13 protein-coding genes are annotated in these 15,353 nt (G+C 66.5%); 1 reads left to right on the forward strand and 12 read right to left on the reverse strand.

The window, feature by feature from the left end; all coding sequences use genetic code 11:
• Positions 1–3: 3 nt before the first annotated feature.
• From ACSQ3Q_RS11410 to ACSQ3Q_RS11445, 8 genes are all read right to left on the reverse strand, one after another.
• Entirely contained in the window at positions 4–1,269 is a 1,266-nt protein-coding gene (locus ACSQ3Q_RS11410; RefSeq protein ID WP_436134489.1) for a TRAP transporter large permease, read from the reverse strand.
• A 55-nt stretch (positions 1,270–1,324) separates the two neighbouring features.
• Positions 1,325–1,966, reverse strand: a complete 642-nt coding sequence (locus ACSQ3Q_RS11415) for a TRAP transporter small permease (protein ID WP_436134490.1) — start codon at positions 1,964–1,966, stop codon at positions 1,325–1,327.
• A gap of 124 nt (positions 1,967–2,090) precedes the next feature.
• Positions 2,091–3,413 (reverse strand): FAD-dependent oxidoreductase, encoded by a 1,323-nt coding sequence (locus ACSQ3Q_RS11420; RefSeq protein WP_436134491.1) that lies wholly within the window; start codon positions 3,411–3,413, stop codon positions 2,091–2,093.
• Positions 3,410–3,682 carry a 2Fe-2S iron-sulfur cluster-binding protein gene (locus tag ACSQ3Q_RS11425; protein WP_436134492.1) on the reverse strand — a complete coding sequence of 91 codons (273 nt, stop codon included), beginning with the start codon at positions 3,680–3,682 and terminating at the stop codon, positions 3,410–3,412. The genes ACSQ3Q_RS11420 and ACSQ3Q_RS11425 overlap by 4 nt, the downstream gene beginning before the upstream one ends.
• Positions 3,679–4,800 carry an NAD(P)/FAD-dependent oxidoreductase gene (locus ACSQ3Q_RS11430; RefSeq protein WP_436134493.1) on the reverse strand — a complete coding sequence of 374 codons (1,122 nt, stop codon included), beginning with the start codon at positions 4,798–4,800 and terminating at the stop codon, positions 3,679–3,681. The genes ACSQ3Q_RS11425 and ACSQ3Q_RS11430 overlap by 4 nt, the downstream gene beginning before the upstream one ends.
• A 27-nt stretch (positions 4,801–4,827) precedes the next feature.
• Positions 4,828–5,781, reverse strand: coding sequence for a 4-hydroxyproline epimerase (locus ACSQ3Q_RS11435; protein ID WP_436134494.1), 954 nt, complete (start codon positions 5,779–5,781; stop codon positions 4,828–4,830).
• Between the two features lie 222 nt (positions 5,782–6,003).
• The gene (locus tag ACSQ3Q_RS11440) at positions 6,004–7,152 is read right to left on the reverse strand and encodes a branched-chain amino acid ABC transporter substrate-binding protein (RefSeq protein WP_436134495.1); all 1,149 of its coding nucleotides are present in this window, start codon (positions 7,150–7,152) and stop codon (positions 6,004–6,006) included.
• Positions 7,153–7,233: 81 nt separating this feature from the next.
• Positions 7,234–8,151, reverse strand: a complete 918-nt coding sequence (locus ACSQ3Q_RS11445) for a dihydrodipicolinate synthase family protein (protein WP_436134496.1) — start codon at positions 8,149–8,151, stop codon at positions 7,234–7,236.
• Between the two features lie 336 nt (positions 8,152–8,487).
• On the opposite strand from ACSQ3Q_RS11445, the gene alaS reads away from it, so the two are divergent.
• Complete coding sequence (alaS, locus tag ACSQ3Q_RS11450) at positions 8,488–11,115, forward strand: alanine--tRNA ligase (RefSeq protein ID WP_436134497.1); 2,628 nt, start codon at positions 8,488–8,490, stop codon at positions 11,113–11,115.
• Positions 11,116–11,292: 177 nt separating this feature from the next.
• On the opposite strand, the gene ACSQ3Q_RS11455 is transcribed toward alaS, so the two are convergent.
• From ACSQ3Q_RS11455 to ACSQ3Q_RS11470, 4 genes are read right to left on the reverse strand one after another with little or no spacing between them, the layout of a single operon-like run.
• Positions 11,293–12,345: a GGDEF domain-containing protein gene (locus ACSQ3Q_RS11455; protein WP_436134498.1), complete on the reverse strand. Its 1,053-nt coding sequence runs from the start codon at positions 12,343–12,345 to the stop codon at positions 11,293–11,295.
• Between the two features lie 34 nt (positions 12,346–12,379).
• Positions 12,380–13,162: a tRNA (guanosine(46)-N7)-methyltransferase TrmB gene (trmB, locus tag ACSQ3Q_RS11460; protein ID WP_436134499.1), complete on the reverse strand. Its 783-nt coding sequence runs from the start codon at positions 13,160–13,162 to the stop codon at positions 12,380–12,382.
• A complete protein-coding gene (gene gluQRS, locus ACSQ3Q_RS11465; RefSeq protein WP_436134500.1) occupies positions 13,155–14,126 on the reverse strand; it encodes a tRNA glutamyl-Q(34) synthetase GluQRS in 972 nt (323 codons plus the stop codon). Before gluQRS ends, trmB begins: the two co-directional genes overlap by 8 nt.
• A complete protein-coding gene (locus ACSQ3Q_RS11470) occupies positions 14,123–15,277 on the reverse strand; it encodes an NAD(P)/FAD-dependent oxidoreductase (protein ID WP_436134501.1) in 1,155 nt (384 codons plus the stop codon). Before ACSQ3Q_RS11470 ends, gluQRS begins: the two co-directional genes overlap by 4 nt.
• Positions 15,278–15,353: the final 76 nt, after the last annotated feature.

Raw genomic sequence — 15,353 nt, forward strand, 5'->3', positions numbered from 1 at the left:
CGGTTACTTGAGCAAACCGAGCGACAGGCTGGGGAACAGCGACAGCACCACCAGCGCCACGCAGCTGATGATGAAAAATGGCAGCGTCACGATGAACATCTTTCCGGGCTTGGCCCCGGTCACCGCGGACGCGACAAAAAAGCTCAGGCCCACCGGCGGCGTCATGAGGCCCAGCACCAGATTGACGACCACCACCACGCCAAAGTGGCGCGGGTCGATGTGGTAGACCTCGGTGGCAATCGGCAGCAGGATGGGCACGGTCATGATGAGCCCGGGAATGCCGTCGATGACGGTGCCGATGACCAGCAGGATCACGTTGACCAGCAGCAAGAAGGTGACCGGGTCGTGCGCCACCGTCTGCACCCACGCTGCCACCATCTGCGGCACCTTGCCGTAGATCAGCAGCCACGAAAACACGGCAGCCGCCGCCACCAGGAACAGCACGATGGCCGAGTAGATGGCCGAGCGCAGCAGGATGGCCGGCATGGCGCTGAACCGGAACTCCTTGGTGACATAGCGGCCCACCAGCGCCGAGGCGAACGCGCCCACGGCAGCGGCTTCGGTGGGGTTGGCCAGCCCGCTCAGGATGGAGCCGACGATGACGATGGGGATCAAGAGCGTGGGGCTGGCCTGCACCACGGTGCGCGCGCGCTGGGCCAGCGTGCGCTTTTCGCTTCGCGGGTAGTCGTAGATGAAGCCCATCAGGGCGATCACGATGAAGAACAGCAGCGTGAGCAGCACGCCGGGCAGGATGCCGGCAATCAGCATGTCGCCCACGGCCACCTGGGCGAGCACGCTGAACACCACAAACATCACCGACGGCGGGATGATGGGTCCGAGCATGCCGCCGTACACCGTGAGGCCCGCGGCAAAGGTCTTGTCGTAGCCCTGCTTGACCATCTCGGGCACCATCACCTGCGACATGATGGCCACCTGCGCCGTGGCCGAGCCGATGATGGACGAGACCAGCATGTTGGCCAGGATGTTCACGTATGCCAGGCCCCCTTTGACCGAGCCGATGAAGGCCATCGACAGGTCCACCAGCCTGCGCGTGATGCCACCGCTGTTCATGATCTCGCCAATCAGGATGAACAGCGGGATGGCAATGAGGCCGTAGCTGTCGACCCCCGCGAACATCTGCATCGGGTACGACTGGAACAGCACCGTGCTGTTGGTGCTGAAGATGTAGACGATGCCCGCAAGGCACAGGCACACGCCGATGGGCACGCCCACGATGAGCACGGCGAGGAAGAAGAGGGTGGTGATCATGGGGTGGTTCCGGTGCGGCGGTTGCGCGGGGCAGTAGTGCTTTGGTGCGGTGGGCTCAGTTCACGGCGTCGGCGCTGACCACGTCAAAACCCTCGTGCACCCGGCGCGGTGCGGCGCCCACGTCTTCAAGCAGATTGGCCAGCGCATGCACGGTGAAGGTGGCCGAAAAGATCGGCAGGATGAGCTGCAGCACCCAGGTGGGCCAGTTCAGCGTCTGCGTGCGCTCGGTATAGAGGAAGTTGAAGCTCTCGGCCGCGAACTCCTTGGCATCGAAGCCATACCGCGCAATACCGATCGGGTCCATCCACACCCAGCACATGAGCAGCATGGCCACGCCAAACAACAACACACCGGACGTCGCCACCGTCTTGGCAACGCGCGCGCTGCGTTCGCCCAGGTTGTCGGTGAGCATGCCCACGGCAAAGTCCATGCGCAGCCGCGTCATCACCGAGGCCCCCACAAAGGTGAGCCACACCACGGTGTAGACCGCCGCCTCGTCTACCCAGTAGATCGGCATGCCGGAGTAGCGCGTCACCACGTTGAGCAGGATGAGCGCGACGAGCAACGTCATGAGCGCGGTGAGCAAGTGGCGCTCCACACGCAGCACCTGCGTTGACAGCGCCAGCCACCAGCGCACGGGAGCTCGGGGGGCGGATGCTTCGGGGGGTGGGGAAGAGGGCGTGGCAGCGGTGGGCATAAGGGGCTTCAAAACAGAAGGTGGAGCGATGGTGGTGCGCTGGAATCTGCAAATATCTTATTAATATATGTAGAAGCAAGATGAATGCCTATCAGGGCCTATACCAAGTGCCGTGTGGGTTTCGTCAGTTCGTGGAGGGCGTGTGTTCGGCGGCTGTGGGCGCCAGGGCAGCCAGCGTAGCGATGCGCGTGGGGGCCAGCAGGTGGCGCGGCGGCGCGGGCGTCCAGCCCAGCAGATGCTGCGTGGCTGCGCCGCAGATGCGGCCCTGGCACGCGCCCATTCCGCAGCGGGTGTGCAGCTTGGCGTCGATCCAGCCGGTGCGCCCGGTGAGTGCGGCGTAGGACACGTCTTCGCAGCGGCACACCAACGTGTCGGGTTCGGCCAAGCTGTTCAACGCGGGTTGCAACGCGAAATGCCGGTGCAGTGCATCGGCAAATGCCTGCCAGCGCGCGCGCTCGGGCCAGACGGCGCGGGCGGCGGCCAACTCACCCACGGCCACATGCCCGGCAATGGCGCCTTCCGCGCGCGAGCGTTCGCTGCCGCCAAAACCTGTGCATTCGCCGGCAGCCAGCACGCCGGGCACGCCCACCAAGCGCTGCTCAGCATCTACTTGCAGGCCACGGCGCGCGTTCAGATCGCCGCCCAGCATCTGGCCCAGTTCGGTGTTGGGGACAAGGCCGAACCCGCAGGCCAGCCGGTCGCAGGCGATCTTGCGGTCGCGTCCGTCCTGGTGCAGCGTCACGGCCTCGATTTGCCCCGCCGTTCCGTGGGCGCGCACCACGTGGCTGCTGGCGCGGTACACGGCAGGCAGCAGCGTTGCGGCCTGCACCGCCTTGCCCGGCCAGCGCACCAGCCTGGCGCCAAACTGCACCAGGGCGCGCCACGGCGTCTGCTCGGCCACGGCCACCACCTGCGCGCCCGCTTGCCGTGCGGTGTGCGCGGCCGCCAGCAGCAGTGGGCCGCTGCCCGCTACGACGATGCGCTGACCGGCCACCGGGAGCCCGCCCTTGATGAGGGCCTGCAAGCCGCCGGCACCGGTCACGCCGGGCAGGGTCCAGCCCGGAAACGGCAGCAGCAGCTCGCGCGCGCCGGTGCACAGGATGATCTGGCGGGCCTGTTGTACCCAGCCACCTTGCGCGTCTTCCAGCAACAGGGCATGAAAGCCCGGGCTCGGATTTGTCCGTTGGGCCAGGCCCGCCACGCGCGTGCCGCAACGCACTTGCACGTTGGCGTGCCGGGTCAGGGCCTCACGCTGCTCGCGCGCAGCGACGGGAAGCTTGGCGGCGGGGCCGTCGCGCCAGATCTGGCCGCCTGGGGCGGGGTTGTCGTCCAGCAGCACGATGCGCGCGCCGCTGGGCGCGGCCGCCAGCGCTGCAGCCATGCCGGCCGGGCCTGCGCCCACGATGAGCAGGTCGCAGGTGTGCGCCACGGTGTTGGCGCCGGTCATGGGGCGTTTCCTACGGGGTGTAGGCCGGTGCGTACCTGCATGCCGTCACGGCACAGCGTCTGGCAGGCCAGGAGCCGCAACCCGTCGACTTGCACGCGGCATTCCTGGCAGATGCCCATGCCGCACAGCGGTGCGCGCACATCGCCACGCACCGAGCGGCGCGTGGCACCGGGTGGCTGAGCTTGCGCCAGGGCCGCAGCCACCGTGATGCCCGGGGCGACGCGCGCGGCCTGGCCGTCGAGCGTGAGGGTGATGGTGGCTTGTGTCATGTCTGCAGCGATGCAAAACGGTGGGCCGCGAACGGTGCGGCATCGAGCGGCAGCGGCGTGCCTGTGATCTGCGCGGCCAGCAGCTGGGCCGTGGCCGGCGCGGTGGTCACGCCCAGCCCCTCGTGCCCCACGGCAAGCCAAAGGTGCGAACGCTTTGGGTGGGGGCCGATGATGGGCAGTCCGTCGGGCGTGGCCGCGCGAAAGCCCGTCCAGGTGCGGATGGCGTTCAGGTCGGCCAGGCCTGGCAGATACTCCAGCGCGCGCTGCAGCATGCGCGCCAGCACGGCGTCGTTGATCGCCGGGTTGGTGGTGTCGAACTCGCGCGACGAGCCGATCAGCAGCTGCCCCGTGGGCCGCGGCTGCACGTTGAACGCGACGGAGGTGCCGTCGCTGTGGTGCGCGCTGGTGATGTAGCCCAGCTCGACCAACTGGTGGTGCACGGTGCCGGGGTAGCGGTCGGTGATGAGCAGGTGGCCCTTCTTGGGGCGCAGGGGCAGGCCGGGGCACAGCGCCGTGGCGTGGATGCCGGTGGCCAGCACCATGGCGCCTGCCTGGCGCGTGCTGCCGTCCCGCAGCGTGGCGCGCTGACCGTCGATGTGCACGACCTCGGCCTCTTCGATCCACAGGCGGCCGGGGCCGCCGTGCGTGGCGGCGTCGTCCTGCAGCCACTGTGCCGCGCGGGGCGCATACACCACGCTGTCGCCAGATACGCGCAGTGCACCGGCCATGCCGGGGCGCAATGTGGGCTCAGCCCGAGCCAACGTGGCGGCGTCCAGCAGTTCGCAGTCGACGCCATGGGCCTGCAGCGTGGCGCGCTTGGCTTCGGCCGCCTGCAGTTCGGCGTCGTTGGCGGCCAGCCAGAGCGTGCCGCAGGCGGTGAAGGCGCAGCCCGCATCCATCCGCGGCGCCCAGGCGTGCCACAGGTTCAGCGACGCCTGGCTGAGCGCGAGCTCCGCCGGGTTGTCATCCATCAGCACCAGGTGCCCCATGCCGGCCGCGGTGGCGCCACCCAGGCGGGCATCGACGATGCGCACCGACAGCCCGGCCTGCACCAGCGCATGTGCGCAGGCCGCGCCGACGATGCCGGCGCCGATCACGAGGACATCGGTGTGTTGCATGACTGGAAGGTCTGGGTGTGCGACGAACTACAGCCGGATGCCCCAGCCGAAGGGGTCGCTGTCTTCTATCAACAAGGTGGCCTCGGCACTCATGTGGGCACGTCCGCGCAGGGTGGGGATGACCTTGCCGCCGCCATCATCAGCCAGTGTGTAGCTGGCCTCGAACTCGCTGCCGATGATGCTGGCCTGGCGCCACACCTGGCCCGGTTGCAGCTTGCCGTCGGCCGCGAGACACGCCACCTTGGCGCTGGTGCCGGTGCCGCAGGGCGAGCGGTCGTACGCCTTTCCAGGGCACAGCACGAAGTTGCGGCTGTCGGCCGGGTCATCGGCCCGGTCGTCGTCGGCAAAGAGTTCAATGTGGTCGATCTCGCCACCGTTGTCGCCGCGAATGCCCTGGTCCTTCAGCGCCTGCTGGATGGCGAAGGTGTAGGCCGTCAGGGCATCGAGGTTGTCGCTGGCCACGCGCTGGCCGTGGTCCGCCACCAGAAAGAACCAGTTACCGCCCCAGGCCACGTCGCCCACCACGCGCCCGTAGCCCGGCACGTCGACGGCCAACTGGTGGTGCAGCCGGTACGCCGGCACGTTGCGCACGCTGACCGAGCCGTCGTCGTGCAGCGTGGTGGTGACGGTGCCCACGGGCGTCTCGATGCGGTGCTCGCCCGGCGTGATGCGGCCCAGGTAGGCCAGCGACGCGACGAGGCCAATGGTGCCGTGGCCGCACATGCCCAGGTAGCCGGTGTTGTTGAAGAAAATCACGCCCACGGCATTGGCAGGGTCCTGCGGCGCGCAGAGCAGGGCCCCCACGATCACGTCGTTGCCGCGCGGCTCCAGCACCGTGGCCGCCCGCCATGCATCGTGCTGGCCGGCCAGCAGCGCGCGGCGCTCGGCCATGCTGCCCGCACCCAGGTCGGGAAAGCCGCCGACAACAAGCCGCGTGGGCTCGCCGCCGGTGTGGGAGTCGAGGATCTGGATGCGTTTCATGGTGTGGCGTGGTTCAGGGCGTTGCAGATAGTCTGGGCGATTAGAAGGAAGTAGCCGCCGGCAGCTGATGCGGATGTGCTTTCCATCAATCATTCAAAACCGTTCGGGCTAAGCCTGTCGAAGCCTTGCGCGGCGCTTCGACAAGCTCAGCGTGAACGGTTCTTGCATTTTGACGAAATGGGTACCAGGGGCGCTTCAACGATTCTTCAGGGCGCTTCAGCTTCAATAGCTCGCGAGCGGAAACGGCGCAGCGTTGCGGAACGTCAGCACCGTGATTGGCGCCTGCTTCAGATTGCCCTTGTCATCGTAGGCGTAGGTGCCGGCCACGCCCTGGTAGCTGGCGCTATACATCTGTGCGCCCACCTTCGCGGGCTGCGTGGAGTTGGCCTTTTGCACCGACTCGCCCATGAACATCACCTGGTCGTAGTAAGACGCCGCATACGCGTCGGCATCGAGCTTGAAGCGTGCCTTGTACTTGGCCTTGAAGGCCGGGCCGTTGGCCGCCTTGTCGAGCATGGTGCCGCCCTGCGCGCAGAACACGGTGTCGTTGACGGCATCTCCGCCCAGCTTGCCGACCTCGGGGCTGCACAGCGTGTCGCCGCCCAGCAGCTTGGCGGTCAGGCCCAGTTGCTTCATCTGCCGCGCCATGGGGGCTGCCTGGGGTGCATAGCCGCCAAAGAAGATAGCCTGCGGTTGCTTGCCCTTGAGGCTGGTGAGGATGGACAAAAAGTCCGTGGACTTGTCGGTGGTGAACTCCTGGCCCACCACGGTCAGACCTTGTTTCTTGGCCTCTTTGGTGAACTGGTCGGCCACGCCCTGGCCAAACGCGGTGCGGTCGTCGATCACGGCCACCTGTTTTACCTTGAGCACCTGCGCGGCATAGACGGCCATGTTCGAGCCGATCTGGGTGTCGCTGGCGATGATGCGAAACAGGTTCTTGTAGCCGCCCTCCGTCACCTTGGGGTTGGTGCCCACGGTGGACACCATGGCCCCGCCGTCGCTGTACACCCGCGATGCCGGAATGGCCACCCCGGAGCAGTAGGGGCCCATGACGAACTTCACGCCGCTGTCCACCAGCTTTTGCGCCACGCTCACGCCCGTGCGGGCGTCGCACTGGTCGTCTTCGGACACCAGCTCGAACTTCAGCACCTTGCCTTCGACGGTGATCTTCTTGGCGTTGAGCTCTTCGATGGCCAGGCGCACGCCGTTCTCGTTGTCCTTGCCCGCAAAGGCGTTAGGGCCAGAGAGCGGGCCGCTGTGGCCGATCTTGACGACCTGCTCCTGCGCATTCGCGTGGTGGGCTTGGCCCACCAGCATCAGCGCCGCGATGGCGGCCGGGGTCAATGTCCGAAATCCAGATGCACGTGTCATGGGAAACCTTTTATGTGTGCGTTGATGGAAAAGGCCGCTGTCTCCTGCGGCCCGTGGGTGCAGCTTGGCGGTGGTGCCGGGTCAGGCCACGGATTGGTACTGGGCGGGGCGGGTGTCGAGCGCCTTCTTGACCACACGCTCGACAAATGCACGCTCTTCGCCGATCAGCGGCAAGCGCGGGCGGCGCATGTGCTCGCTGCCCACGCCGACCAGCACGTCGATGAGCTTGAGGTTCTGCACCAGCTTGTTCGATACATCCAGGTGCAGCATGGGCGTCATCCACTGGTACAGCGGCAGCGCTTCGGCAAACTTGCCGGCCTTCATCAGGTCGTACAGCGCCACGGTTTCACGCGGGAAGGCGCAGCCCACGCCGGCCAGCAGGCCGTCGCAGCCCAGGGCCAGGCCTTCGTAGGCCAGGTCATCCACGCCCAGGAAGAGCTGGTAGCGGTCGCCCAAGGCGTTGCGCAGGTCGGTGATGCGGCGGATGTCGCCTGTGCTTTCCTTGATGGCGGCGATCCACTGGCAGTCGGCCAGCTCCACCATATGCTCGGGCTTGAGGTCCACGCGGTAGGCCACCGGGTTGTTGTAGACCATGAGGGGGCGCTGGGCCGCAGCGGCCATGGCGCGCACGTTGGCCATCGCCTCGCGGGCGTCGGCCACGTAGATCACCGAGGGCATGACCATGTAGCCCGCCACGCCCAGCTTGTTTGCGCCGTCGATGTAGCGCAGGGCTTCGCGGGTGCTGGTCTCGGACACATTGGCCAGCACGGGCACACGGCCGTCGGCGGCGTCGAGGGCGATCTTGGCGACCTGCAGCTTTTCTTCCAGGCTGAGCGTGCTGGCCTCGCCCAGCGACCCGCAGGTGACGATGCCATGGATGCCGTTGCGGATCTGAAAGTCGATGTGGCGGGCTGTGCCTTCGGCGTCAATGGACTCGTCGGCGTGGAACTTGGTGGTGATGGCGGGGAAGATGCCTTGCCAGCGGGGTTGGGGATTCACAGGTGCTCCTTGAAGGATGGTTGGGCCTTGCGGCTTCGGTAAATTCATAAATATATTAACAACATATCTAAATTTGGCAAATAGGATTTTCGAGAAGAGCCGGGGTCGGGAACGTGCCCGGGATAGACAGCAGCCTGAGATTTGGGCAACAACCCGCGGCCCGCTCCTCGACCAACTTGACCGCTCGCTATGCATCCATTCGTGTGCTGCGGCACTGTCGCCCGCCAGCCACGGCGCGAGGAGCAGCAAACCTATAATGAAAGGTTGGTCCCGATGGGTAACTCACAGGCATCGGCCTGCCGGGTAGCCCGCTGTGTGAAACCACTCCTACACACCATGAGCACTCCCACTTTTTCCGTCGCCGACATCCGCAAGTCCTTCCTGGACTTCTTTGCCTCCAAGGGCCACACCATCGTGGCGTCGAGCCCGCTGGTGCCCGGCAACGACCCCACGCTGATGTTCACCAACTCGGGCATGGTGCAGTTCAAGGACGTGTTCCTGGGCACCGACAAGCGCCCTTACAACCGGGCGGTGTCCGTGCAGGCCTGCCTGCGCGCCGGCGGCAAGCACAACGATCTGGAAAACGTGGGCTACACGGCGCGCCACCACACCTTCTTCGAGATGCTGGGCAACTGGTCGTTTGGCGACTACTTCAAGCGTGAGTCGCTCAAGTGGGCGTGGGAGCTGCTGACCGAGGTCTACAAGCTGCCGCCCGAGCGCCTGCTGGCCACGGTCTATCAAGAGGACGACGAGGCTTACGACATCTGGACCAAGGAGATTGGCCTGCCGCCCGAGCGCGTGATCCGCATCGGCGACAACAAGGGCGGCCGCTACAAGTCCGACAACTTCTGGATGATGGCCGACACCGGCCCTTGCGGCCCGTGCAGCGAAATCTTCTACGACCACGGCCCGCACATTGCCGGCGGCCCACCCGGCAGCCCCGATGAAGACGGCGACCGCTTCATCGAGATCTGGAACAACGTGTTCATGCAGTTCAACATGGACGAGACCGGCGCCGTGACCCCGCTGCCCGCGCCCTGCGTGGACACCGGCATGGGCCTGGAGCGCCTCGCTGCCATCCTGCAGCACGTGCACAGCAACTACGAGATCGACCTGTTCGACGCGCTGATCAAGGCTGCGGGCCGCGAGACCGGCGTGGCCGACCTGAACAACAAGAGCCTGCGCGTGATCGCCGACCACATTCGCGCCACCGCCTTCCTGGTGAGCGACGGCGTGATTCCGAGCAACGAAGGCCGCGGCTATGTGCAGCGCCGCATCGTGCGCCGCGCCATCCGCCACGGCTACAAGCTGGGCAAGAAGACGCCGTTTTTCCACAAACTGGTGGCCGATCTGGTGCGCGTGATGGGCGATGCCTATCCCAAACTGCGCGAGCAGGAGCAGCGCATCACCGAAGTGCTCAAGGCCGAGGAAGAGCGCTTCTTCGAGACCCTGGCCAATGGCATGGAAATCCTGGACGCAGCCCTGGCGGGTGGCTCCAAGGTGCTGCCCGGCGACGTGGCCTTCAAGCTGCACGACACCTATGGCTTCCCGCTCGACCTGTCGGCCGACGTGTGCCGCGAACGTGACGTCGAAGTGGACGAGCCCGGCTTCAAGATCGCCATGGAAAAGCAGAAGGCCCAGGCCCGTGCTGCAGGCAAGTTCAAGATGGACAAGGCGCTCGAGTACACCGGCAGCGCCAACCAGTTCACCGGTTACGACAAGCTGGCAGAAACTGCAAAAATCATAGCAATCTATGTAGATGGGACAAGCGCTGGGGCCTTAAATGAAGGCCAAGCCGGCGTGGTCGTGCTCGACACGACGCCGTTCTACGCCGAAAGCGGCGGCCAAGTGGGCGACGAAGGCACCATCACGAGCGGCGCGGCGCGTTTTGCGGTGGGCGACACGCTCAAGGTACGGGCCGACGTGTTCGGCCACCACGGCACGCTCGAAGCCGGCACGCTGAAGGTGGGCGACACCGTGCAGGCCGAGGTGAACACGGCCGTGCGCTCCGCCACCGTCCGCAACCACTCGGCCACCCACCTGATGCACAAGGCCCTGCGCGAAGTGCTGGGCAGCCACGTGCAGCAAAAGGGCAGCCTGGTCAACGCTGAGCGCACGCGTTTTGACTTTGCGCACAACGCGCCGGTGACGGATGCGCAGGTGCGCGAGATCGAGCGGCTGGTGAACGAAGAAATCCTTGCCAACCACCCCACGGAAGCCCGTGTGATGGACATCGAGTCCGCCCAGAAGACGGGCGCGATGATGTTGTTTGGCGAGAAGTATGGCGAGACCGTGCGCGTGCTCGACATCGGCTCCAGCCGCGAGCTGTGCGGCGGCACCCACGTGCAGCGCACGGGCGACATCGGCCTGTTCAAGGTGGTGGCCGAAAGCGGTGTGGCGGCGGGCGTGCGCCGGATTGAAGCTGTGACCGGCATCAACGCGCTGGTTTACCTCCAGCAGCTTGAAAGCACCGTCAACCAGGCAGCAGGCACCCTCAAGACGTCGGCGACCGAACTCAATGGCCGCATCGGCCAGGCGCTCGACAACGTGCGCGCGCTGGAGAAAGAAGTGGCCGCCCTGAAGGGCAAGCTCGCCTCCAACCAGGGCGACGAACTGGTGAACCAGGCGGTCGACGTAAAGGGCCTCAAGGTACTGGCCGCGGCGCTGCCCGGTGCGGACGCCAAAACCCTGCGCGACACCATGGACAAGCTTAAGGACAAGCTCAAGACCGCCGCCATCGTGCTGGCCGCCGTGGATGGCGACAAGGTGCAGATCGCTGCCGGCGTCACGGCCGACAGCGTGGGCAAGGTCAAGGCCGGCGAGCTGGTGAACTTTGTGGCCCAGCAGGTGGGTGGCAAGGGCGGTGGCAAGCCTGACATGGCGATGGCCGGCGGCACCGATGCGTCCAAGCTGCCAGCGGCACTGGCTTCGGTCACAGGCTGGGTGACGCAGCAGCTGGGCTAAGGAAGACAGGGGCAGCATCGGACGGCCGCTTGGTTTGTCCGGCTGCCTTGGCTGTCGCCCTGCTGCGGGACGTGTGCGATGGGATGGGGTGGGTGGGGTTTTCCCCCGCGCCATCCTATTTTTTTGCGCGCTGGGTATGCAGGGTAGTGCGCGCCGCCTCGTCAGAAGGTCGGCAGGTCAGAACAGCTCGACGTCGTCATTGGCGACCTTGGCCGCCAGTTGTCCGCTGGCGATCAGGTCGTCGTAGAAGCAGACCTGGTTGCGCCCGTGTTCCTTGGCGTAATACAGCGCCTGATCGGCCTGGCCAAGGATTTCCACCGGCGAGCCGCGGGTCGTGCTCACAAAACCGAGGCTCACGGTGACGTTGCCAACCTGCGGGAAGGCGTACTCCTGTACGGCCAGACGAAAGCGGTTAAACACGCGGTGTGCGGTGGCCAGCGTGGTGGAGCGCAGCAGCACCACAAATTCCTCGCCGCCAAATCGGAAGACGCGGTCGTGGCTGCGGAAAGAGGTGCGCAGAATGTTGGCCAGCAGGATCAACACCTCGTCGCCATACAGGTGCCCAAAGCGGTCGTTCACCTGCTTGAAATGGTCGATGTCGACAACGGCCAGCCACTGCTGGACGGGCTCTGCCGGCGATGCGCCGTCTTCAGCGGAAAACGTTTCGGCCAAGGGACCTGCGCGGCTCACGCCCAGCCCGTTCATGGCCTGGCGCGAGAACTGTTCGTCGAAGGTCTTGCGGTTGAACAGGCCCGTCAGCGCGTCGCGTTCGCTGTAGTCCAGCAGGCGCTGATAGTTTTGGTAGACCTGGAACACACCCTTGAGCACATCCAGCTTGTGCAGCGAGAACGTGCGCGAATGCGTGATCTCCAGGCAGGTGTTGACCTTGTCATCCATCCACACCGGCAGCCACAGCACATGGCGACCCCGGCGGGGGGAGGCCAGGGCATGCTCGCCGTGGCTGGCCACGCAATCGCGCAACGCCGGGTAGTTGTCCAGAATCTCGCGCCGAGGGTCCGTGGCGGCTTCCGAGTCGGTGGAGACGAGCTCCCCGTTTTCCACCCAGGTGCGGGGGCGGACGTGGGGCACGCCGCCATGCGTGAACAGCTCCAGGGCCCTGACCTCGACGATGCCACTGAGCTTTTGCAACGCCGAGAGGACCGACACCTCCAGCCGCAGGTGATCGCGGTGGCCGGTCATCTCGACCAAGTTCTGAAGAATGGGTGTCATGGGAGATGTACGGTGGGCCAGAGCAGTCATGTTGTCAATGGCGTCGTTGGAACACCACATCCCACACGCCGTGTCCGAGCCGCAATCCGCGGTTTTCGAACTTGGTGAGGGGGCGGTATTCGGGTTGAGGTGCAAAGCCCTGGGCTGTGTTCTGAAGCAGTGTTTCGGCACTCAGCACCTGCAACATCTGCTCGGCATAGGGCTGCCAGTCGGTCGCGCAATGCAGGTAGCCGCCGGGCTTGAGGCGGGCTGCCAGCTTGGCCACCAGCGGCGACTGGATCAGGCGCCGCTTGTTGTGCTTGGTCTTGTGCCAAGGGTCCGGGAAGAAGATGTGCACGCCGTCCAGGCTGCCTTCGGGCAGCATGTGGTCGATGACCTCCACCGCGTCGTGCTGCAGGATGCGAATGTTGCTCAGGCTCTGCTCGCCAATGCGCTTGAGCAGTGCGCCTACGCCAGGCTCGTGCACCTCGCAGCACAGAAAGTTGTCGTCCGGGCGCACCCCGGCGATGTGCGCCGTGGCCTCGCCCATGCCAAAACCAATCTCCAGCACCAGCGGCGCGGCGCGGCCAAAGGCGGCTGTGGCGTCAAGCGGAGCGGGGGCATAAGGGAGCACGAAGCGCGGCCCAAAATCCTCGAAGGCCTTGGCCTGGCCGGTCGTCGTGCGGCCGGCGCGGCGCACAAAGCTCTTGATGGTCTTGGGGTGGGTCACGCCGGCCGGGATGCCGCCAGGCTGGGCGGGGGCGGCCGGGGCGGCTGCGCTCCCAGTGCTGGGAGCGGGAGCGGAGGTCGGGGCGGGGGCAAGGGTCTGTTCAATCACGGTCGCCATTGTAGTTTCGTCGCCACGCTGCCGCCCATGCGTGTAATCCATCTGACAGGGAGCGGTTGCGTGCATCCTCCAGCGCCGGCAAGCCCAGGACCTGCGCCGCCTGCGCCAAGGCCAGCAAGGGGTTCGACAAGTCCAGCGCCTGCGCGCCGTTTTGCTTGGAGAGTTTTTCGCCGTTGTCGCCCCACACCAGGGGTGTGTGCAGGTAGCGGGGCGCAGGCACGCCCAGGGCCTGCTGCAGCAGGATCTGGCGCGGGGTGTTGTCGGCCAGGTCTTCGCCGCGCACCACGTCGGTGATGCCCTGGTCGGCGTCGTCCACCACCACGGCCAATTGGTAGGCCCACAGCCCGTCGGCCCGGCGCAGCACAAAGTCGCCCACGGCCGCAGCGACATCCTGCACCTGCGAGCCCAATCGGCGGTCCTGCCAGTGCACCAATTCATTTGCTACTGAATTGATAGCTATAGGCGCTTGATAATCCAGCGCTGAAACCTGTTTTTGCTTGAAATTTGCCACATGGAACCGCCACGAACGCCCCGCGCGGCCGTGGAGCCCGTGGCGGCAGGTGCCCGGGTACGGCAGCGCGGCATGCCGCTCCCGCGCGTGTCCGAGCGCCGCCTGCGCGTCTTCAATGTCTTTGCGTGAGCAAGCGCAGGGGTAGGTGTCGCCTTGTTCAATCAACTGGGCCAGGGCACGTTCGTACAAGGCCGTGCGTGCGGACTGCCACTCGGGCGGCGCATCCGGCAGCAGGCCGCAAGCCGCCAGTTGCTGCAGGATGAACTCGCCGCCCCCAGCCACACAACGCGGCGTGTCCACATCTTCGATGCGCACGAGCCACCGCCCCCCATGCGCCCGCGCGTCCAGCCAACTGGCAAGGGCCGCCGCCAGCGAGCCCGCATGCAGCGGGCCGGTGGGGGAGGGGGCGAACCGGCCGGTGTAGCGCAGCCCGGAGCCCGTCATGCCACGGCGAGTGCCAGCTCCAGGCCGGAGATGAAGGCGTCTTCCACCCGGTGCCCCAGGCACCAGTCGCCGCAGGCGCCCAGGCCCATGCCGGCGTCCCACAGGTGGGTGCGGCCCAGGGGGTGGGTGGTCTGGGCATAGCGCCAGCGGCGCGTGTCGGCAAATGCGGGCTGGGCGCGGATGCCGGTGACTTCGGAGAAGGCCTTGATCAGCTTGGCCTGCACGCGGGCTTCGTCGTCTTCCAGGTGTTCGGCCGACCACGCGGGGCTGGCCTGTACGGTCCAGCGTTCGACGACGTTGCGGCCGGGCTTGGAGGATTCGCGGGCCAGCCAGGCGATGCGGTGGTGCGTGCTGCGCGCAGCGTTCCACTGGGGACCGAGGGTGGTGAGGCCGGGTCGCACCGCCTGGGGGTAAGCCAGCATCAGTGTCCAGCACGGCGCGATCGCCACCGTGGAGAGGGGTTCGGACAGCGGGGTGTCGAGTGCGGAGCTGGCGAGCAGCGCCTGCGCGGGCACCGCGGGCTGGGCCAGCAGCACGGCGTCAAACCCGGCGTAGACGCGCTGGGTACCGGCTGCGCCTTCGGTGCGCAACTGCCAGCCCGAGGGGTTGAGGGCATCGCGCTCGATGCGCGAGACACGCGTGCCGGTGATGAGCTGGCCGGCCTGGTGCAGCGGCTCGGCCCAGGTCAGCACCAGCGACTGCATGCCGGGGCTGGCCACCCAATGCGCCTCGCGGTGCGGCAGCCCGACGGCGGCCACGCGGCCTGCGGCGTCGAGCACTTGTACCGAGTTGGCGCTCCAGCGCTTGCACACGCCCGGCACGGTGTCGATGGCACGGGCAAAGCGCGGATCGCGCACCGTGAAGTACTGCGCGCCGGCATCGAAGTTGCCGAAAGGGCTGTCGATGGTGGCGGTGCGTCCGCCGGCTTGCGAGGATTTTTCAAACACCGTGACGCGGTGCCCGGCCTGGACCAGGGTGCGTGCGCAGGCAATGCCTGCCATGCCGGCGCCAATGATGGCGAAGTGGCGCTGGGTACCCGCGCCGGACTGTGGCGCTGGCGCAGAAGTGGCCGCAGCGGCCGAGCCCGCGGATGGCCCTGCGGTGTCGGTGCGTCGGTGCCGTTTGGCGGGGCGTGAAACAGGTTTGTTCATGGGAAAGCCTTTCGATGTCGGTAGGCAGGTGAAACGCCAGGCAGGGCGCTGTGGGATCCGCACGCTCTGCAGCAGG

The organism is Acidovorax sp. LjRoot129, assembly GCF_964253765.1.
Classification (GTDB): Bacteria; Pseudomonadota; Gammaproteobacteria; order Burkholderiales; family Burkholderiaceae_C; genus Acidovorax.